Here is a 20,431-nt window from a genome sequence, read left to right as displayed (position 1 = left end):
TAATTTCAACATTAATTTAATCATTTCGTGAATACGATTCGCTTATAATTGAAGTGCGGTACTCATTTAGTAAATCAATTGTCGCTAATTCCTGAACTATTAAAGCATCAATGTTGCCAGTAAGGTTATCGAGGTATTCTACAATTTCAACTTGCTCAAAAAGTGGAGGACTTGGTACAATAAAATCATTGAATTCATGGCTGGGCATTCGCCATCTTCCAAGTTGTGATACCCCCTGGCCTAACCCATAAAAGATTTTATTTATGTAACAAAGCTGGAAGAGATATAAGTAGTATTTGTTACAAGAATTGTTATCAATTACATAAAAGACTCGATAATCAGGACTTGTCACGCCACTCCATTTGGAAATATCAATATATCCAGTTAGTAAATCCATATGATTCATAATAAAATCTCCAGGTTCAACTAATTGGTATTTGCTATAGTCAAATGAGATTTGACCTTTATTACTATTGATATTCTTAATTTTAATTCCTTTTTGAGTGACAGACAAGACGTTATACCCTAATTCTCCCGCGATATTCTTCTTTATCTTAAAAAGGAACTTATTTTTCTTCAGGTTCCAATGTTTAGGTACTCGGCCTAGCCAAGCTTGGCTGCTTTCTTTCAGTAACACATTTTTGTTAAGTCCTTTTGTTACAGCTTCAGTTATCAATGAAAACTTTTTTTCCCTTAGTAAAGAAATAATTGTCTCTTTACCTTTAAGAATCTCGTCACAGTTTTTTATTTTTTCTAATAGGTAAGTACCTAAAAACTTTTGTTCTTCTAACGGCGGAAGCGGAACTTCAACGTTTTGAATTGCCGATTTACTTAATCCAAATCTTGTTACGCCATTAGCGTTTATCGTAAAGTAATACCTTACCTTTTGGGATTTTAAGTACCAAAATAAGAATAGTGGATCAACAAGGTTTTCATCAGGAACAATCAATGCCAAGTGATATCCGCAAACAGCATTAGGTATATCTTCACTAATGTAAGTTGCAATACCAATATCTTCAGCACTCTCGGAATCTTTTGTTAAAATTATTCTACCTCTTTTTAATAAATACTGACTTTTTTCATTGTCAGTACAGGTCCCTGAAGACAAAATAGTTGATTGGCTAATTATTTCATTTTTATAAGCTTGAGGATAGTGGCAAACAGCAACGGAATTTTCACTATCATATTCATGACGGTCTACTGTACTAAAATTTACCTGCGCCACATTTTTCAATTTAGCAAATTTCCAATCTTGACGAAATCTTGGAGATCGATTTGAAGTAATTATATTATTGTTATCTACCATTATGCTTTGAGTAAATTCCTCAATAATTCTTGAATTCCAGCCTGATCTTTATTGCCAAACTCAATTGCTTCAATCTCCGCTTTAATTTCTTTTGACGGCCTTACTTGTTTAAATTTATAAAAATACTTGGTAAAGTTGATTTCATATCCAATTCTTGTTCGATCATAATCAATGTAAGCATCTGGAAAATATGGCAATATTTCTTTTTTTACGTAATTATCTATATCAGTATTTAAAGGCACAATCTCTTTTATTCGCTTTTTCGGATCTGCCTTTATCCGGCCATTTTTTTCAATTACCTTGTCACCAGTAACACTATACTTCGGCTGCTCGACAACAATTTGGTAATAACCAAAGAATTCATTATTGTAAATTTTACAATGCTCGTCCTCTTCAAATTTGGAATAAATCTCCAACAGCCTCTCAACATGGAAAGGTTCGATTCGATTTCGCTTGTTGCCTAAGCTTCTCTTTTCTGGTCTAGAGAATCCAATCACATTAGTATCTGAATTATCAGCGACATTTGCGTTGATGAGCTGAACTTTACCTTCGCGTATTTTAGATTTTTTATTATTAAAAAACCATAAATAAGTATTGATGCCCGTATTGTAGAATAAATCTTTCGGCAAAGCAATTATACATTCAAGAAAGTCATTAGTAATCAACCACTTCCTTATATCGCTTTCACCGCTACCCGCGTTGCCACTGAAAAGCGGTGATGCGTTTGTAACAACTGCCATTCGACATCCAGCTGGAGACATTTTGCTAATCATATGTTGAATAAATAACAGTTGTCCATCACTTATTGAGGGCAACCCAGCAAAAAATCTTCCGGAGTGCATTACGCTTTCATTTCTAATGAAATCAGCATCTTTACTCCAAGTGACACCATAAGGCGGATTAGCAAATATGTAATCAAAGAATTTATTTTGGAAGCGATCTTCAGTAAAGGTATTTCCATGGCGAATATTATCCGAATTTTCACCAGTAATTAAGGCTTCGGATTTCGCTATGGCATATGATTGTTCATTAATTTCCTGTCCATATGTATTTACCTCAGGTTTATTAATAGACGAGGAACAAATTTCTTCGAGAATATATTTCTTTGCGAGATTGACCATTCCGCCTGTACCCATGGTAGGATCATAAATAGAAATTTGTGTTCCTGGCTGGGTTAGTCTGCGTTTTTCGGTACTGAATACAATGTTAACCATAAGATCAATTACGTCTCTGGGAGTAAAATGCTCACCAGCGGTTTCATTGCTTTGTTCATTTGATATTCGAATAAGTTCTTCGAAAATGTACCCCATTGTATGGTTGTCAACATTATTTAAATGTAAATCAACCTGACAAATTGCATCAATCATTTGATATAGCAATTTATTTTTAATGAGTCTCCCTATTATTTTCTCGAATTGAAAGTTTTCTAGTATTTCTCTAACTTCTAGATTAAATCCATCTAAGTAATTTATAAAGTCAATCTCTATATTTCTTGGAAATGCCCTGAGGGATTCAAGCGTATGTTTTGATACATTGTAAAACTGCAGTCCTCCTGCGGCTTTTCTAAGTTGAAAGTCAATATTTTCGTTGCTCTCAAAGTTTTTGATATTATCATATTTATCGTGCACCTTAGTGTTTACCGGTTCTAACATACAATCTAACCTTCTAATCACGATAAATGGAAGTAGGACATCTCCAATTTCATTTTTTTTGAAAACATTCCATAAAACCCTATCAGTAATTTGAAAGATGAATGATACATCTACCTTTGGCGTTAGTCTCTTCATTACCTTATCGCATTAGAACACCAATGCACTTTCATATTTTAATTAAAATTAATAACTTCTTTTGATTGAGTCCCGTGTGGCACCTTCGAATATCTTGGATGTTTATCAAGTGTTTCTTCAATAATTCTTGATATCTTGTTTAGAATGATTTCATTAACATCCCTATAATTTTTGTTGCCCAATGAGTAAAAGTCAACGGTTTTGCTATTTGTCTTTACTACACCGGATGAGTCAAAATAAATTAAAGTATCTCCGCTCTTTATTCTTAGATAGTTTGAAATGATAAATCTATCATGTTCATCATCAATGACCCCTGACGGAACACCGATAAAATAAAGCTCTGGTGCAGGGCAATGTTTATGCGTAACTTTTTTGATTTTCGTTGTAAGCTTTTCCAAATCCGGGCCCTCGTCATAGTAAGGGCTAGAGTTGGCGACCTTAGTATTTACTTGGTATATGAAGATGAGCCGTGAATAACCTTGTTTATTTGTGAACGCGTTTTTTAGTATTAAATCTAGATTGTATTGGTATAATCCTAAATTCCCACCTACCTCCGGTCCTTTGAATATATATCTATCAACTACGACAAGGGTTGAAAAAGGCAAACCCAAAATATTGAGATGATTTGTGTTTGTAATGTCCTTTCCTATAACCCTCTCTGAATGAAAAGAATAATCAATGTCAATTATTAGAGTATTCAGTGCGCCTATTTCTTCACCAACGCCTCCAGCAACTACAGTATGTTGTTTTTTTAACAAGCTAAGATTTGCGTCATCTAGTAAGTAAATACCATTTTTTGAAGGCAAATTTTCTTTCTTAATCGGGCGAACGATTCTATCATCGCCCAATGTAAATTTAAAGTGAGCTGAGACACCTGATTGAAATTCTTCAAGTAAAATTTGCTCATACTCATCTAAATCCTCAATCTTAAAGTTAAGGTGAACACTCAATTGATTTTTAAGCATTCGCAAAGTATCTGGACCTTCACTAACGTCATCAACTGTTTTTAAATATTGTATATAGTTTGCTTTATCAAAGTATACAATCATGGATTTAAAGGATTTTTTTTACGAGTTTACGGGTTTCATCAAAAAATCCACTCCCAAATTCTTCGATAAATTTACCATCTGCACGGTAATTCATTTTCCATTGTGTAGAATCCATGTCAAAATATAAAACCGAAAAAGGATTACGACTGTCAGTATCTGTAAATTCATTTTCGTTAACAATTACCTGCGTTTTGCGGATCATATATTCAGAATGTGTTTCGACGATGAAATTAATTCCATGATTTATGCTTACATCATAAAACAAAAAGGAAAGTTTGCTTTGAAATGCCGGATGAAGATTTAACTCTGGCTCCTCGATGATCACTGTATACAAGTGTTGGTCAATTTGTTGCTTAAAGATGATGGTGCTTAACCTGATTAAAAGCAACATAATTTGAATTGACCCCATTCCTTTGTCAGCGAGATGTATGGTCAAATCACCTTCTGAAATGATTAATTCGTATGCCTCACCAGCGTGCATGATTACATCAAAAGATTCGCCTATTGCAAAGAACTCTTCACCCATCCATTTCAACACAAATTGATAGGCTGCGCCATTCGGGTTCTTGTCAACTCCTAATTGTTTAAATTCATGTATAGATTGTGATAGGGGGTTTGATTTATCCCTTATCGAGAAGAGTGCGGACTGTTTATTCAAAGAAGCACCTAAATAAATGTTCTGTACTTCTTTCCTGAATTGCAAAAAATCGTCAACTGACCGTTCAACCTTGAATTTATTATCCTTAAAAGCTTTGAATCCTTCAAAAGTAGCTTTTGCCTTTTTACCGCGTTGAATCTCTCGATATTGCACATCATAATCAGCTGAAAAATCTTGAATTGCTTCTTGCAATATTTCCTGGATTTCTGTGCCCTTATAGTGGGTTTGAAGCTGGAAATTGCCTTGTGATTGCTCCCTTTTTTTTGCAGCTTTAATTGTTGATATCCTTTTTCTTAATGAAATAAGATCACCATTTTTTTGAATGTATTCTTGGCTAGTTTTCTGAGTTATGGAACTCAAGGCAAGAACTAAATCTTTTTCATTTTCCGCTAATTCGCTTAACAGCTTATCCTCCTCATCGATCGACAAATTTTGTTGGTCGACATAGTTTGAAATACTGATTGAATATTCCCTTGGCCGCACGTTAAAGCAGAATCCTGCTTTCATATCGCGAATTTCAAACTCATTGACTCCAACTGTTGTGTTATCATTATCCCCACTTACTGTTAACTTAAACTCAAAAGAACCTTGCGAAAAATAAAAAGTGATGTAATCATCAACTGCATGTTTTGACTTTGCTCGGCCATAGGTTGATATATTAGTTTCTTCAAGGTTTTGTTGATTGAAAGAAAAAATCGATATGTCATCAGATTTAACGTAGTCGATGATTAGCAATAAGGCTTTAACCAATGTCGATTTACCAGAGTTGTTTCTACCTACCAAAAAGGTAATGCTATTGTATTCAATGGGAACAAAATCGCGAAAGCGACGAAAATTTTTAAAGCCAATAGAGTTCATCAAGTGAGTTATAGTTTTTTACGACTGAGGGTTAACAGGTTTTAGACCTCCGTTATTAATTGACCACACGCAAGTCCAGTGCCTATAATCAAGGGTTACCACAGTTAATTTGAGCCTTACAATAGTGCAATGCCAACAAAGATATAAAAATGTCTTATGAGGGATTAAACTTTTACCGATCCATGTAATGTCAGATAAGATTTTGAGTATAAAACATCCTACCTTATACATGAGGTGTGATAAATTTATTTTGCAGTTCTTGACATTTGCTGTTGCTAAATTTTAAGCTATGGCAAATCATAATGAAATCCAACATGACTTTTCTAAAGTAAACCGTGATCAACTCATCACGGTTCAGGACTTGCTCGACTTCAAGCAACAGCTTATCGTTGACATTAAGAAGTTGCTCAGGGAACAATCCGGCCAGCCTGGCCACCAGTGGCTGAAAGCTTTTGAGATCAAAAAAATGCTCCGGCTGTCCGAAAGCAAACTGCAATATCTTCGAGATAAGGGGCTGATCCCTTTCAAGAAGTTGGGCGGTATCACTTACTACAATTCCGAGGAAATTGAAAAGCTTATGGCCTCCGGTAAGTTGAACGATCAGATGAAGATGGCATGAAACGCAAGGCCAAACGCACTGTACCGAGACAGCCAAAGGAGGTCAGGAAAAGCAGCAAAAATACTGTGCATAATCACGACGGCTTGGGAACTACCATGCCTCCCGACAAGGAGGTTTTGCTGATTTACTTTGACCAAAAAGGCGAAGGAGAAATGGCTAACGAGTTCTTCAATGAGCATGACGGTCGCGGGTGGAAGACGCCGACCGGCGCTACAATTTACAATTGGAAGGTATGTGCTGCTGAATGGATTTACAACTATCGGCAAAATGTGAAACGCAGGTTTAGGCAGTCTCCATTTTACAGCGAATCATTGTAAATGATTGATGTTGAACAAATCCGAATCGAGGACTTTGAAAATGGACGAGATTGCATTTTTGAGCAATCAGCAAGATAAACGTTTGTCGGACAAACGGATCTTGCCCTCTCCTCCAAAGTCGGTTCGGGGAGAATGTAAAATCCTCCGAAGTCGGATTTTAAAAGATTGCATTATGGAAAATGAAGAAGAAAACCGCGAAAGAAAAATCACGACGAGGTTTAAACCAGGTGAGTTCATATTGATTGACCGGAGGTTCAGAAAAACCCGTTTTCGAAAAATGAGCGAGTACATTAGGTGCGTGTTATTGGAGAAACCACTGACCATAATTTACCGCGATAAATCAATGGATGATATGCTGGAGGAACTCGCTTTATTACGAAGGGAGCTCACTGCAATTGGTAACAATTTAAACCAGGCTGTGCGGCAAATAAATGCTGCCCATGGCGATGCTGATAACCGCTTGTGGTTAAGTTTAATGTCTATCATAAGCTCAAAGGTTGACCCGGCGATAGCACAGATCAAAGACCGCATGCAAAACTTCTCAGAAATATGGTCGCAAAAATCAAAACCGGACGAAGCATCCTCGGAGCAATAAATTACAATGAGCACAAAGTGCGGCTGGATAAGGCGGAATTGATAATGGCGCAAGGCTATCTAAAGGAACCCACGGCTTTATCATTTAGCGAAAAGCTAAACCGCTTAACGGACCTGGCAGATCGTAATGAGCGTACCGCCGTAAACACCTTGCATGTTTCATTGAACTTTGCAGTGGGCGAAAATCTGGATAGGATAACGCTCCAAAAGATCGCGGACGATTACATACAAGGTTTGGGATTTGGCGGCCAACCATTTCTCGTTTACCAGCATCACGACGCGGGACACCCGCACTTGCATATTGTTACCACCAATATTAAAGCCAACGGCGAGCGGATCAGTTTTCACCTGTTGGCCAACAAGGCCTCCGAGCAGTCACGTAAGCAGATAGAACAAACTTACAACCTAGTTAAAGCCGAAGATCAAACTAACGCTCACAAGCTGCCTATACCGGTTTCATTAGAAAAAGTGATCTATGGTAAATCTGAAACAAAACGGTCGATCTCCAATATGCTCAACGAGGTGCTACGAACCTACAAGTTCACCAGTTTACCCGAGTTAAATGCAGTATTGAACCGATTAAACGTAACGGCTGACAGAGGCTCAAAAGATTCCAGGATGTATGCGAAGAACGGATTAGTTTATTGGGTTACCAATGAACGAGGCAATAAACTTGGAGTACCCATCAAGGCCAGCAGCATTTATGGTAAACCGACCTTAAAAACATTGGAGGATCGTTTTCGGCTAAACGAAGTCCTGCGCAAACCAATGAAGGATCAACTGGTCAGGGCCATCGATGTTGCATTACTAAATCCAACATCTAAAGCAAAATTCGCTAAAGACTTAAATGCGCAAAATATACAGGTCGTTTTCAGGCAAAATGAGGAAGGCCGGATATACGGATTAACGTTTGTTGATCACCGTTCAAAAGCTGTCTTCAACGGAAGCGACCTGGGAAAAGCGTATAGCGCTACAATGCTAACGGCTCGTTTCCTGAATGCCGATTCCATTTTACATGATCACAACGAAGCACACGGTCATCATGACGCTAAAAGTTCGCTGGTAAGCAATAGTATATTAAGTGAGGATCAAATGTCAAGCAATGATTCAAATGTACTTGATATACTATTTAGCGAAGAGCATCAGGACTTATCAGCAATCGGAAAATTACAACAAAGGAAGCGCAGAAAAAAGCGCAAAGGACATTCACTTTAAAAATAAAGTTATGCAAACAGGTGAAAATGAACAAGCCCTCAGAAAAGTAATAGACTTTACAAGGCTGCTCAGCATTGGGATTTTACTCATCCATTTCTATTTGGTCTGTTTTCCAGCCTTCGAGGTTTGGGGATTGACCACGCTCGTGGTGAGCAAAGTACTACTGCCAATCTCTAAAATAGGTATCTTTCAAAAGGTGTTGTATGCGAAGGCCAGTGTTCTTGTATTGCTATTAATTTCATTGATCGGTAGCAAAGGCAAAAAAGATGAAAAGATCAGACTGAAAACGATTATCACTTATACATTGACGGGGCTATTGCTTTTTGGGTTAAGCAGCGTCCTTTTACGCATAAACTATAGCGTACAAGCCAAAGCTCTTTTTTACATCGGCGTAACCTCGCTGGGTTACTTATTGATGCTATCAGGTTTAAGCTTGCTTTTTAGAATGCTCAAACTTAAAATGGGCAATGATATTTTTAACCGCGAAAATGAATCCTTTCCACAGGAAGAACGCTTGTTAATGAATGAATATTCGATCAATCTACCTGCCGTGTATTATTTGAAGGGAACAATACGCAAAAGTTGGATCAATGTCATTAACCCGTTTAGGGGTACGTTGATCGGTGGTAGTCCAGGTTCTGGAAAGTCTTACTTTGTCATCCGGCACATTATTACCCAGCATATCCAGAAAGGATTTACCATGTTGCTTTATGATTTTAAATATGATGACCTGACTAAGATCGTTTACAATGCGCTGCGTAAATATGGTCATCTATATAAAATAAAACCTACGCAATACATCATTAACTTAGAACAGATCATGCACCGGGCGAACCCTTTAGAACCCGAAACCATGGTCGATATTACAGACGCGATTGATTCCAGCAGAACCATTATGCTTGGACTAAATCGGGAATGGATAAAAAAGCAAGGTGATTTCTTTGTCGAGTCTCCGATTAACTTCATTACAGCGATCATGTGGTTCCTTAAAAAATACCAGGACGGCCGTTATTGTACGCTGCCACATGTTATCGAACTGGCACAAGTGAATTATAAAGAATTATTCGAAGTGTTGTTACAGGAGCCGGAAATTGAGGTATTGATCAATCCTTTTATTTCAGCCTGGCAAAACGAAGCTTATGAACAGTTAGAAGGACAAGTGGCAAGTGCCAAGATCAGCCTTGCACGTCTTTCTTCCCCACAACTGTACTACGTGTTAAGTGGCAATGACTTTTCACTCGACATCAATAATCCCGCCGAGCCGAAAATAGTGTGCTTAGCAAATAATCCGCAAAAATCTCAGGTCTACGGCGCTGTACTTTCGCTTTATATTAATCGCATCAACAAATTAGTTAACCGGAAGAATCAGCAGAAATGCAGTATGATATTTGATGAATTTCCGACTATATATTTCAATGGAATTGATAATCTGATCGCGACCGCACGCTCAAATAAAGTTGCCGTTACTTTGGCAGTACAGGATTACAGCCAGCTTAAAAAAGACTATGGCCGGGAACAGGCTGAGGTGATTCTAAACATAGTGGGGAATATCGTATTCGGGCAGGTTACCGGTGACACGGCCAAACAGTTATCTGAACGTTTTGGCAAGATCAATCAGGAAAAGGAAAGCGTCTCGATCAATAGTTCAGATACGTCGGTAAGTAAATCCGTCCAGTTAGATTATTCGATTCCTGCATCAAAAATCGCTGGCCTATCTTCAGGGGAATTTGTTGGAATGGTCGCCGATGATCCAACCAATAAGATTGAACTTAAAACATTCCATAATGAGATACAAAATGATCATGACGCTTTGAAGAAAGAAGAAGATGCTTATGAACCTATTCCAGCAGTCCGTAAAGTGTCGTCGGAGGAAGTTTTGATGAACTACCAGCAGATCAAAACGGACATTAAAAATTTGGTAATTTCTGTTACCCAAGGTCGTTGAACTAAGACTGAGAATAATTAAGCTTCACTAAACCTACATTAAATCTATACGGGTTTGGGGTAGCTTTTTTTTCTATAAATATTTATCAATTAGCTCCTTAGGAGACATGCTTACGCAAGCATTCGTGGTTATACACCCCTGTAAAACCTATTAATTCTTTAAAAAATCAAGCGATCAATAAGCTACTATACCACTACTGTTTTAAAACTAATAGTTGTGGTTACTTTGATATCAACAAACTGATTCTTTAACCACTTATCTCATGCGGGATAATACAAAACAGGAAGGGCGTTCGTGACAAAGAGTATTTTAACAAAAAATGCGGGATACGTTCCTGCCGGTAGCAGACGCTACTTTGTTTAAACATCACAATGCAGGTTATGGAAAACATTACACTCAACAAGATTGAACTTAGACTAAAAGAGCTGGACCGAGATCGTTTTATCATTGGGATCAAACTGATTTGTATGTTCCTTTTTCTTTATACCGCTTATGCCAAAATAGTTGACCATGATCGCTTCATTAAAGGTCTGTCAAAGGTTCATATCATAAATGGCTTCGCCGTATATATTTCATGGTTCGTGCCTGCCTCTGAGATTTTAACATTTGTATTGCTTCTTATTCCGAAGATGGTCAAATGGGGTTTTGTTTCTTTTTTGTGGTTGATGTTCTCATTCACTGGCTACATAGTTGGCGCAATGATCTTTGAGAAAACATTGCCTTGCCATTGTGGTGGCGTTATAGAAAAATTAAGCTGGGCGCAGCATCTATGGTTTAACCTTTTTTTTATTGGTTTGGCTGCACTTGCTCTCTGGCTTTTGGAATCAAATACTAAATACAAAAATCATCAAAATGAAAAATTTTAAACAAATCGCTTTAGGCCTGTTGGTAGGTACTATGGCAATCGGCTTCAGTTCATTTACTAACAGCAAAAACACATCAGTGATTCATAAAGATGTTGATGGCAAGATCATTAGTGTAACAAGCAAGTACTTCCGCCTGCCTGCGTTTGCCAGCAATACACAGGATACTGATCCAAGCCATTACGTGTTCTCGAATGCATTAGATGCTGATTGTAACACCGGCACCAATAACATTTGCAGTTCGCAATGGACGACTGATGTTGCCCCGACCAATGGCCAAAGTCCTGACGACGTTGGAACACCAATGCTATCTTCAGATAACAGCCAACGCGGAATCTATAACGGCGAATAATTTAACCTAAAAACGGGGTGGCGTGCCTGCCATCCCATTTTTAGGTTAATCTCAAATATGGAACTTAGGTGATTTTTATTTTTTTAAATTCCTTTTCACAACATTCAACCTAATTAAAATTAAGAGCCTTTTCGATTAAATCTATTAAACCTGACCGGGCCTGTGCGCTAACTGGCGTCGGCGGTGTTGCGGAGAACATTCTTCTTTTTTTATCTACCAGTAAAATCGAAGGATAACTATTGCCAGGGACGTACTTTTTGATAAACGAGTTTTTCCCTGCTGTGCCTCCAGTGTATATATACACTGTACTTGGTGTCGTATAGTGTGTATAATCCTGTCCCTCGTGTTCTTTTGATATGCTTTTTAACCACTTGTTTTTATCTCGATCGATTGAGATTGACAGGAATACCACGTCTTTTCGTTTTTCAAAAACCTTTTCGACTAATGGCATATTTTCCGCGACTCTAACACATCCTGTACATCCCGAAAACCAAAGGTCTATAACAATTACCCGTCCTTTAAAATCTGATAAATGAACTATCTTTCCTTTCGCATCTGTAAAACCATAATCCTCTACAAGCTGACCTTTTGTAAAGGTTGCTTTGAGTTCCTCAGCTATCTTAATAAATACAGGGGTCTGCATCAATTCCATTGCATTTGCTAAATATTGAGGTTGAAGATCATTAATTGAAGCAAGTTCTAATAGCCACCAAGCTAATAACTTATCTCTTAATACACCTGTAAATTGATTTTTAATGGCGTCAAAATAATTATGGCCAGCCCGAACATCGCTATCATTCTTTAATCTGCCATATTTTACTTCTATCTGAAGCTTTTTATATAAATAGTCCACATACTTGGGCGCTAATATTGATCGATCATTTATACTGATGTAATCTGGTCTTAGTACAAGCATTCTACAAAGACTATCCAAATTCTTATCTAATATTGTCCCCGACGAAAAAAAAGGTTTTGAATAGCTGATCCTGGAATAAACAAATGCCCTATTCGATCCGATAAGGTCGGCGCGAAGTACTGAGAATGTTATGTCAGATAAAGATGGCCGGAATTTTTCCAGAACAGTAAGCTGTATATTCATTAGTGAGTCCTTTTGTGAAAGCCATCTTAAGGGCTCTCTAACAAAAGAATACGGCTTGTCGGCTTTTAGAAGTCGTTCATCAATATCTGATTGTTGTAATGTATATTGTGCTTCGAATATAGTCTTTCCTTTTCCCGTGTAAACTTGCTTATGTCCCGCAAAAACAACATTTATACTATCACCCGGCTCGATAAGATAGTTGGATATTTCCGCTTCATTTATCAAACCAAGCTGCCCGTTTCTTTTACTGGAAAGGAAAAGAGAGATATGAAATGGTGAAGTACCCGCAACGATCTTAAATTTAAACTCACCATTTTTATTCGGTATTGTTGTCAACGTTTGTGGCGAATATTTTTCTGGATCAGTTTGATAAGAGAAGAAGGGGCCGTGCAGTACCAATGTAAGTGTATCTGCTTGTACATCCGAATTAATCTTGCCTGTGAGGTATGTAATTTGTTTTTCGTCCGATCCATTCTCAGTTTGCTTAGCAAAAAGGTAATTGCACAGGCAGGAATAGAAGATAATCAATAGTAGTTTATATAAATTCATTATAGTGTTTTCTTAATTTTAGTAATTATAAGTCTGGACTACCGTCATAAGAACGAGGAATTAAAATCGTACATTTTGCTCCAGACCACCTGAAGTTGTTTCAATTGGATCTAGGGGTAATACATACTTTCCCGAGTTTGGCAGTAATGTGAAAACTTGGTTGTTTATAGTTCTTGTCAGAGTTACTTGGAAATTTGGATCTCTGTTTAACCGTCGAAGATCACTCCATCTTATATTTCTAAAACAAAGTTCTTTCCTCCGTTCTGACAAAATAATCCTTAATGCTTCTTGAATGTTTGAAGCCTTTAATTCGACATAAGTTCCCGTCTTCCACCTAGTCTTTAAGAGTGTATTTAAATCCTGCATCGCCGCATCAATATTACCAGCCCTGGCCAAACATTCTGACCGGTTCAAATAAATTTCATCTGTAGCCAATCCGCCAAAAAATCTCGTACGTGCACCCGTGTAACTCCCCCTAAAAGCCAAATTCCCTGAATTGAGTACGTAGAAGATTTCTTTTCTCAAGTCATTTTGAGAATATGACTGATACAAATCCGGTGTGACAATGCCATTTGCAATTGAAAATGAGGTTTATTTTTATTTTTTTATAACTTCCTAATTGGGTATGAAATATCACCTCTTTGTTAAATAGTGCTAATGGTGCGGAAACGCTCGTAGATAACTCGTTATAATTTATTAAAGCATTCTGTAGTTGCAGACAAGAGTCTGCATAGGTTAAAGCTTTTCCATAATTTTCCTGTGAGAGGTATATCCTCGACAATAGCCCGTAGGCGGCTACTTTTGAGGGTCTTGTTGGATAAAGGGAAGCATTCGGTAAGAGCTTACAAGCAAGCAAAAGGTCATTGATCATACGATCATAGGTTTGTTGTAAGGATGACCTGCCCAATGAAACATTTACGTTGGATGATATTCGCAATGGAAGTCCGAGATCAGTTGTGGCCGTTTCAACTTTGTAGGTTTTGCAATATTGCTGTGAAAGACAATAAAAATCGAAACTACGGTAAAATAATGCTGAGCCTTTAACATTACTATAGCCTCCATCGTCCACAGGCTCTGGATTCAAACTACTTAAACCGTCCAATACTACATTGTCTTGCAATATCCTGCCATAAGCCACTAACCAATCTGCATTAGATTGACCACCATAAAAATCCGCAGTCGCTGCCCAGACATAGGCTCCTTTTTCGTAGGGGGAGCCTAAGGCATTATATGTCGCATCCTTTATAAAGTAGTCACCGTCACCAACCATACTTAATGTTGGGGCTTGAACATTCATCATATCGGTGTTATCTAAAAGCGCTTGATAATCGGCTACGTTGGCTGGTACAACGAGGGACTTACTGGGCTTAGCGTTTAACCAATTTTTTTTGCAGGAACTCACTAAAATCACTCCCAATAATAATGTGAGCAACATCCATGATGTCATTGTCTTTTCCATAATTCTAAGGTTTGTTCTGTAGTGTTTAATTCGACTCAATGAGCATATAAGAAACTAAAAGTTGCCCTTTAAGCCTATTGCAAAGGAACGCGGCACAGGCATAGTGCCATTGATCATGATACCGGGGATCGCATCTGGGTCTAAGCCTGCTTTATTAGCTTTCCATAGTATTGCGATATTGTTCGCGTAAACAAATAGTTGTAGATTATTAAAAGGTAAATTGTTAAATACCGCTTTGCTAAAATCATAGCTCAAACTGACATCTTGTAGTCGCACATGACTCGCGTTTTGAATATTTATTGTCGAAAACTGGTAAAATCGATCACGAGCAATTGAAAACGGATAATTGATAGAAGGAATATTTGTGATTTTTTCATCCCCTGGTTTTTGCCATCGTTTTTCATAATCACGGTTTCCTTTAATGAACGCATTTCCACTTGAGCCTATGGAGCTGTAAAATATGGAAGGAGCGTTAAAATAATACCCCAGTTTGAAGTTGATTTGCACTGAAAGACTAAATCCTTTATATGCAAAACGATTATTTAATCCTCCGAAATACGTTGGTCGCGCAGGTCCAACATATTCTAATTCACTAATGGGAGTACTCGAAGTTATTGCAGAATAATCCTGGCTCAGAGCACCATTGATGTAACCTAAGGGATTTCCTGTCGATGATTCGAGACCGCCCCACTTGTAACCATAATAGCCAAATACTGGCTTGCCAACATTTGGCACTCCTGCGCCGCCTGCTCCAACTAAATCGCTACTCGTCGGGGAAACATCATACCTTGTAACTATATCAGTCGCATGACTGAAAAGCATTGTAGTGTACCAACTGAAAGCACGGTTTATGTTTCTTGAAGTAATTGAAAGATCGAAACCACGCCCGGTCATATCCGAATAGTTACCTTGTAAGGTCGTGATACCTGAGTTAGCTGGAAAAGTTTTGAAACCTAATATATCTGTTCCTCGCTTAATGAAATATTCGAAGCTGCCAGTAATCAGATTGTTTTTTGTTCCGAAATCAATACCGACGTTAAGTATTCCTGTTTTTTCCCAACGCAAATCTGGATTACCGATATTCGATATTTGAGCATAATTTAAGTTTGTGTTAGTTGCGTTACTATTATAACGAAACGTTGTTATTCCTGTAATTGACTGAATCAGGTTGCCGTTATAACCGTAACTGGCTCTTAAAGAAATATTAGGTAGCCATTTCAACTCATAGAACTCTTCCTTACTCAGGTCCCACTTGGAACCAGTCGACCACAAGGGGACACTTTTCTGATTAGTAGCTACCCCAAAATAGTTAGATCCATCAACCCGAGCACTTCCAGAGATTGTATATTTATTCTGATAGGTATAAGCAGCATTAGCAAATGTTGATCTCAGACGAACCAACGTTGAAGATATACCCAAGCCGCTGGCTATTGTACTACTCCCAACAGGATTGATATTAAATGAGGTAAGCGGGTTAATATTTGTGTAAGTAGCTAAATTATCGTCATAACCGTAAAGAACGGATGTGTTACCGTCTGCCGTTGTTTGTGATAATTCATAACCCGCTAAAGCGGTTATGCTGTGATCTTTGTCTAAATACGTATAGTTCAATGTTCCCCGAACATTATTTGCAACAGCATTATTATCGGATAAATTTAGAATACCACCTTTCGGTACATTGTAACCAGACACTTTGTTGCTGGAAACCACGGAGAACTGATTTATATAATTACGAACATACCAAGTTTGAAGGCCTTGGTATAGTCGATTGTCGAGATCACTTCGCTGGTATTGATACTTTACTTCAGCAGTCAGACCCTTAATTAAGGTGTATTTTAAACCAGCATTGATCCTGACATCCATCAACTTAGACGTGTTATCGGTTGCACCTAATTCATTTAATGGAACATAAGACCAGTCTAAAAAACCCTTCGACATCTGAGTTTGCATAAATGCCTCATTATACTGATATGGTACCGCCAAAGGCTTTCCATTAGAATCTGCAAACTGGGTATAAGGAAAGATTCGATTTTGAATGTTGGTTAACGTGTTATCAATAACCCTTTTAGTTTGGACGATGTTCACACCCGCTGTCAATTCCAGGTTTTTCAGAACGCTGAAAATATTTTGTGAATTTATAGTGATTCGTTCACTTGCATTTTCATTCAGACTGGAAAGGTTATTATCAAAGCCTGCTGAAAAGTAATACCTCACTTTTTGTGATCCCCCAGAGAGATTTACGGCATACTGTTGATTTACTGCTTTCCTGTAAAAATATTCGCTCAGTTGTTTATTAACATCATAGCTATTTAGGTTGTCTAATTGCGTACTTATATCGTTACTGTTTGAAGCGAAAAGCTTTACCGCAGGCGATATAACAGGCCCTGTAGTAGTATTAGAAAGACTGGTATTGTAGTAGCCTTTTCCATATAAAAAACGCTCCAGTTCAATGTAGGATTTTGACTCCAATTGATTTGGATTATAGTAAAGATCGGGCTTGTTAAATACAGTTAAGTTTGCATTGAAACCTATTTTTAATGCTTGATTTAATTTCCCTTTATTGGTGGTAATTACAATTACGCCATTACCCGCTCTTACTCCCCATATACTAGCGGCGGCGGCATCTCTTAAAACTGTAATACTTTCAACATCATTTGGATTGATGTTATTTATATCTCCATTATAAGGAAAATTATCTACTACGATAAGAGGCTGATCATTCGCGAAAATCGTGCTCCGACCACGGATATTAACATCAAGGCCGTTTCTTGAGGCTACGGTATTTGAATTAAATACTAATCCACTGGCTATACCATTTAATTTGGACAGAACATCAGTTGACACCCTGGAACTGTACATCTCTTTATTAGGTTGTGCAAAACTACCAGTTGTTCTTTCCTTTTGAATTGACTGATAGCCAGTGCTGACCACATTTATCGCTTCTAATGACGCTGCTGCCATTTTGAGCATGATTGATTTACCGGCAATGATTTCAGTAATTCTAACAGTTTTGCTATCGTACCCCACAAAAGATACTGTTAAACTTTCTCCAATGTCAGCTTCAACACGAAACGTGCCATCTGATTTGCTTAAAACGATGTAATCTCGACCGGCGACACGTATCGTCGCACCATTTAATGGCGAACCAGTAGTATCTGTAACTCTACCCATTATTTCCGCCGGATGCGATTGCGGTAAAGTTGGTTTAATTTGTTGTGTTGGTTTATCTTTAATGATTACCGTTCTTGCTTCAATCGTATAAGTCAAAGGCTGATTTTTAAGCACGTTTATCATTGCTTGCTCTAAAGTGGCACTTACAAAATCGACATTGACTGGCTTTGCCTTTTGTAATAGGTTTCTGTCGAAAAACACATCATACCCACTTTGACTACGAATTTCCTTAAAAACACTTTCCAAGGAAGCATTTTTGACCTTTATAGTGATTTGCTGGGCGTTGGCAGCAGTACTTGCAAGAAGCAATGCGGCGATTAGGATTAGTTTGGTGTTAAGATTTGACAAGTATGCGAGTAAGCGCCAAAAGAGCACACCCAATTTATGCGTATAAAATTTATACATTTGTTTAGTTGTGAAAAATGTTGATGACTTGAGAAATTAATTAGCGTATTTCCAGCTACCGGGCCAGTTGTGTTTCCAGCACACCTGGCCTTCCTTTTGGAAAGGGAGTAAAATTCTATTGGGTAACCACGATCCTCCTTCCGTCAACTTTGAAGTGAACATGTTCTGTTGATTCCATTATTTTCAAAACGGTGTTGATGTCTTTAGAACGGGAAACCCAACCACCTGGCGTGAAACTGACAGGTTCAGTTTTATAGATCACCTCTACGTCATACCACCTTGAAATTTGACGCATAGTAGTTTTGAAGTCAATATCCTTGAAAATGAAATCCCCATCTTTCCAGGCGATGACAGGTTCAGTGTCGATCTTGGCAATTGAAATTTTACCTTTCGATACTTTTGCTTGTTCCCCTGGTTTTAATATTACTTCTTTTTGCGTGGTCGAAATTTGAACACTTCCCTCTATTAGTGTGGTTTTCAATGTAGGCTCATTAGGATAAGAATTGATATTAAAATGAGTTCCCAGCACTTTAACAAACTGATTGCCTGCTTCTACTATAAATGGGTGACTTTTATCTTTAGCAACTTCAAAGTAGGCCTCACCTGTTATTTTCACCTTTCTATTAGGCAGGCGGTCGAATGATATGGGATAGGTCAATGATGATGCTGAATTCAACCAAACATGAGTTCCATCCGGTAAATTAATTTGCCATTGACCGCCATTAGGTGTGCTGACGGTGTTTAACTGGTTTAAAGCTACGCTGGCGAATTTGCCATGCTGTTTGTACTGGACAAGTCCGTTAGTAGCTTTTTCGATTGTAATTCCATCTTGTTTGGTAATAAAGCCATTCCTAACATCATTAAGGTTCACTTTTAAGCCGTTTGCGAGTGTAAGTATAGCTTTATTTGATCCTGGCTTTATGTGATATGCAAAATTCTTAGTAATGGGGCGATTGGGCTTTAATAGATAGATAGAGAAGCCAACGGCGAATAATGCTAATGTTGCCGCAGTGAGTAAACGCCAGGGCATCTTAAAATGGCGATGCGGATTTTTTGCCGGTAGTTGTGCTAATATCTCCTTACCAAATTCTTCAATTTGCTCGGTACGGAGACTTTCAGTCTTAGAGTGATATTGTAAATACCAACTTTCTAAAACATCACGTTCTTCAACAGTACAATTTCCTTCCTGGTATCTTTTAAAGAGATCTTTTATATCATCTTCGGTCATAACAGCTTAGTCAATTTAACCACAAGACGGCTGGGAAAAGCAAAAAGGAAAATTATTAATACTCTATTTATAATTATTTAATGATAAATAAATAGAGGAAGGATATTACGCCCAACTTTAGCTTTAAAATTCGGATCGCATTGTTAATATGCTTAGAAACGTTGTTTTCCGATGTTTCAAGTTGCTGTGCAATTTCTGAATGAGAAAGATGTTCCTTCCTGCTTAGGTTGAATATGCGCCTCATCTTAGGCGGTAGCTGTTCAATCTCCTGATCGATAGCGATACGGAGTTGTTTCTCTCGGATAAGATGATCTGCGGCGCTGAATTGATAATTATTTATATACTCCTGGAAAGCATGCACATAGTTGAACTTAACTCGTTCGTGGGCATAAAGGTCAAAAACCTTATTTTTGACAGCGGTGTATAGGTAGCCAGCAAGATTTGTGGCTGATAGGTTATTTCGATTGCTCCAAAGTTTAGTAAAAATATCTTGAATGACGTCTTTAGCTTCCTCAGCCCGGTTAACCTTTTTGTAGGCATGGGTGAACAAAAGAAAGTAATAACGATGATAAACTTCCTCGTACGCTAAATGATCGTCGTCCTTGATGAGGACGAGAAGTTCTTGATCAGATAGTTTTTTGTACTCGGGCATTACTCACATTATTATGATTAATAATATGAGCCTCGCGTTTGAAAGATGTTAAGGCCAAAAGCTACAGGGCCGGTAACTCGCAAAGTCAAATGTAGCATGGCTCTGACAAAGCCAACTAAAGCCTTTCGGCCTAAGTCTCCAACATAGACATAAGCGAGCACCGACCCTATAACATAAGTATAGGGTTAAGGTGCTTCACTCACGCTCGCTGGAAAATATTGTCAGATTTAGCTGCGAGGCTCGTAAGCAGTCCTACTTAATAACAAACGGTAAGTCCTGCAAAAATATCAATTTTCTTAATTGGA

General features: G+C 37.9%; 17 protein-coding genes. 7 read left to right on the top strand and 10 right to left on the bottom strand.

Annotated elements, in window-relative coordinates; genetic code table 11:
- Positions 1 to 16 precede the first annotated feature (16 nt).
- From QE417_RS00670 to QE417_RS00655, 4 genes are read right to left on the bottom strand one after another with little or no spacing between them, the layout of a single operon-like run.
- Positions 17 to 1,306: a restriction endonuclease subunit S gene (locus QE417_RS00670; protein ID WP_311946876.1), complete on the bottom strand. Its 1,290-nt coding sequence runs from the start codon at positions 1,304 to 1,306 to the stop codon at positions 17 to 19.
- Positions 1,306 to 3,093, bottom strand: a complete 1,788-nt coding sequence (locus QE417_RS00665; protein WP_311946874.1) for a type I restriction-modification system subunit M — start codon at positions 3,091 to 3,093, stop codon at positions 1,306 to 1,308. Before QE417_RS00665 ends, QE417_RS00670 begins: the two co-directional genes overlap by 1 nt.
- Before the next feature lie 38 nt (positions 3,094 to 3,131).
- Positions 3,132 to 4,142, bottom strand: a complete 1,011-nt coding sequence (locus QE417_RS00660; RefSeq protein ID WP_311946872.1) for a hypothetical protein — start codon at positions 4,140 to 4,142, stop codon at positions 3,132 to 3,134.
- A 4-nt stretch (positions 4,143 to 4,146) separates the two neighbouring features.
- The gene (locus QE417_RS00655; protein ID WP_311946871.1) at positions 4,147 to 5,658 is read right to left on the bottom strand and encodes an AAA family ATPase; all 1,512 of its coding nucleotides are present in this window, start codon (positions 5,656 to 5,658) and stop codon (positions 4,147 to 4,149) included.
- A 289-nt stretch (positions 5,659 to 5,947) separates the two neighbouring features.
- Here QE417_RS00655 and QE417_RS00650 point away from each other — a divergent pair, with 289 nt between their 5' ends.
- The 7 genes from QE417_RS00650 (at position 5,948) to QE417_RS00620 (ending at position 11,563) form a co-directional block, all read left to right on the top strand.
- A complete protein-coding gene (locus QE417_RS00650) occupies positions 5,948 to 6,277 on the top strand; it encodes a helix-turn-helix domain-containing protein (RefSeq protein ID WP_311946869.1) in 330 nt (109 codons plus the stop codon).
- Positions 6,274 to 6,594 (top strand): hypothetical protein, encoded by a 321-nt coding sequence (locus QE417_RS00645; protein WP_311946868.1) that lies wholly within the window; start codon positions 6,274 to 6,276, stop codon positions 6,592 to 6,594. The genes QE417_RS00650 and QE417_RS00645 overlap by 4 nt, the downstream gene beginning before the upstream one ends.
- 172 nt (positions 6,595 to 6,766) lie before the next feature.
- Positions 6,767 to 7,189: a plasmid mobilization protein gene (locus QE417_RS00640; RefSeq protein WP_311946865.1), complete on the top strand. Its 423-nt coding sequence runs from the start codon at positions 6,767 to 6,769 to the stop codon at positions 7,187 to 7,189.
- Positions 7,144 to 8,403: a relaxase/mobilization nuclease domain-containing protein gene (locus QE417_RS00635; protein ID WP_311946864.1), complete on the top strand. Its 1,260-nt coding sequence runs from the start codon at positions 7,144 to 7,146 to the stop codon at positions 8,401 to 8,403. Before QE417_RS00640 ends, QE417_RS00635 begins: the two co-directional genes overlap by 46 nt.
- A gap of 10 nt (positions 8,404 to 8,413) precedes the next feature.
- Positions 8,414 to 10,348, top strand: a complete 1,935-nt coding sequence (mobC, locus tag QE417_RS00630; RefSeq protein WP_311946862.1) for a conjugal transfer protein MobC — start codon at positions 8,414 to 8,416, stop codon at positions 10,346 to 10,348.
- 380 nt (positions 10,349 to 10,728) lie between these two features.
- Positions 10,729 to 11,214 carry a MauE/DoxX family redox-associated membrane protein gene (locus QE417_RS00625; protein ID WP_311946860.1) on the top strand — a complete coding sequence of 162 codons (486 nt, stop codon included), beginning with the start codon at positions 10,729 to 10,731 and terminating at the stop codon, positions 11,212 to 11,214.
- Complete coding sequence (locus tag QE417_RS00620) at positions 11,201 to 11,563, top strand: hypothetical protein (RefSeq protein WP_311946858.1); 363 nt, start codon at positions 11,201 to 11,203, stop codon at positions 11,561 to 11,563. The genes QE417_RS00625 and QE417_RS00620 overlap by 14 nt, the downstream gene beginning before the upstream one ends.
- A 109-nt stretch (positions 11,564 to 11,672) precedes the next feature.
- Here QE417_RS00620 and QE417_RS00615 read toward each other — a convergent pair whose 3' ends face one another.
- The 6 genes from QE417_RS00615 to QE417_RS00590 all read right to left on the bottom strand — a co-directional run bounded on the left by QE417_RS00615 (position 11,673) and on the right by QE417_RS00590 (position 20,126).
- Positions 11,673 to 13,211, bottom strand: a complete 1,539-nt coding sequence (locus QE417_RS00615) for a TlpA family protein disulfide reductase (RefSeq protein WP_311946856.1) — start codon at positions 13,209 to 13,211, stop codon at positions 11,673 to 11,675.
- Between the two features lie 60 nt (positions 13,212 to 13,271).
- Positions 13,272 to 13,736, bottom strand: coding sequence for a RagB/SusD family nutrient uptake outer membrane protein (locus QE417_RS00610; protein WP_311946855.1), 465 nt, complete (start codon positions 13,734 to 13,736; stop codon positions 13,272 to 13,274).
- A gap of 1 nt (position 13,737) precedes the next feature.
- Positions 13,738 to 14,670 (bottom strand): RagB/SusD family nutrient uptake outer membrane protein, encoded by a 933-nt coding sequence (locus QE417_RS00605; protein ID WP_311946853.1) that lies wholly within the window; start codon positions 14,668 to 14,670, stop codon positions 13,738 to 13,740.
- Between the two features lie 54 nt (positions 14,671 to 14,724).
- A complete protein-coding gene (locus QE417_RS00600; protein ID WP_311946852.1) occupies positions 14,725 to 18,246 on the bottom strand; it encodes a SusC/RagA family TonB-linked outer membrane protein in 3,522 nt (1,173 codons plus the stop codon).
- 115 nt (positions 18,247 to 18,361) lie between these two features.
- Positions 18,362 to 19,474: a FecR family protein gene (locus QE417_RS00595; RefSeq protein ID WP_311946850.1), complete on the bottom strand. Its 1,113-nt coding sequence runs from the start codon at positions 19,472 to 19,474 to the stop codon at positions 18,362 to 18,364.
- Positions 19,475 to 19,547: 73 nt separating this feature from the next.
- Complete coding sequence (locus QE417_RS00590; protein WP_311946848.1) at positions 19,548 to 20,126, bottom strand: RNA polymerase sigma factor; 579 nt, start codon at positions 20,124 to 20,126, stop codon at positions 19,548 to 19,550.
- Positions 20,127 to 20,431: the final 305 nt, after the last annotated feature.

This window comes from Mucilaginibacter terrae, from assembly GCF_031951985.1.
Taxonomy (GTDB): Bacteria; Bacteroidota; Bacteroidia; order Sphingobacteriales; family Sphingobacteriaceae; genus Mucilaginibacter; species Mucilaginibacter terrae_A.
The sequence above is the reverse complement of the archived record's forward strand: the minus strand, read 5'-3'. Positions and strand labels throughout refer to the sequence as shown.

Coding starts and splice junctions, on each gene's coding strand:
- QE417_RS00670 (WP_311946876.1), bottom strand. CDS start 1,306: ATGGTAGATAACAATAATATAATTACTTCAAATCGATCTCCAAGATTT.
- QE417_RS00665 (WP_311946874.1), bottom strand. CDS start 3,093: ATGAAGAGACTAACGCCAAAGGTAGATGTATCATTCATCTTTCAAATT.
- QE417_RS00660 (WP_311946872.1), bottom strand. CDS start 4,142: ATGATTGTATACTTTGATAAAGCAAACTATATACAATATTTAAAAACA.
- QE417_RS00655 (WP_311946871.1), bottom strand. CDS start 5,658: ATGAACTCTATTGGCTTTAAAAATTTTCGTCGCTTTCGCGATTTTGTT.
- QE417_RS00650 (WP_311946869.1), top strand. CDS start 5,948: ATGGCAAATCATAATGAAATCCAACATGACTTTTCTAAAGTAAACCGT.
- QE417_RS00645 (WP_311946868.1), top strand. CDS start 6,274: ATGAAACGCAAGGCCAAACGCACTGTACCGAGACAGCCAAAGGAGGTC.
- QE417_RS00640 (WP_311946865.1), top strand. CDS start 6,767: ATGGAAAATGAAGAAGAAAACCGCGAAAGAAAAATCACGACGAGGTTT.
- QE417_RS00635 (WP_311946864.1), top strand. CDS start 7,144: ATGGTCGCAAAAATCAAAACCGGACGAAGCATCCTCGGAGCAATAAAT.
- mobC (WP_311946862.1), top strand. CDS start 8,414: ATGCAAACAGGTGAAAATGAACAAGCCCTCAGAAAAGTAATAGACTTT.
- QE417_RS00625 (WP_311946860.1), top strand. CDS start 10,729: ATGGAAAACATTACACTCAACAAGATTGAACTTAGACTAAAAGAGCTG.
- QE417_RS00620 (WP_311946858.1), top strand. CDS start 11,201: ATGAAAAATTTTAAACAAATCGCTTTAGGCCTGTTGGTAGGTACTATG.
- QE417_RS00615 (WP_311946856.1), bottom strand. CDS start 13,211: ATGAATTTATATAAACTACTATTGATTATCTTCTATTCCTGCCTGTGC.
- QE417_RS00605 (WP_311946853.1), bottom strand. CDS start 14,670: ATGGAAAAGACAATGACATCATGGATGTTGCTCACATTATTATTGGGA.
- QE417_RS00600 (WP_311946852.1), bottom strand. CDS start 18,246: ATGTATAAATTTTATACGCATAAATTGGGTGTGCTCTTTTGGCGCTTA.
- QE417_RS00595 (WP_311946850.1), bottom strand. CDS start 19,474: ATGACCGAAGATGATATAAAAGATCTCTTTAAAAGATACCAGGAAGGA.
- QE417_RS00590 (WP_311946848.1), bottom strand. CDS start 20,126: ATGCCCGAGTACAAAAAACTATCTGATCAAGAACTTCTCGTCCTCATC.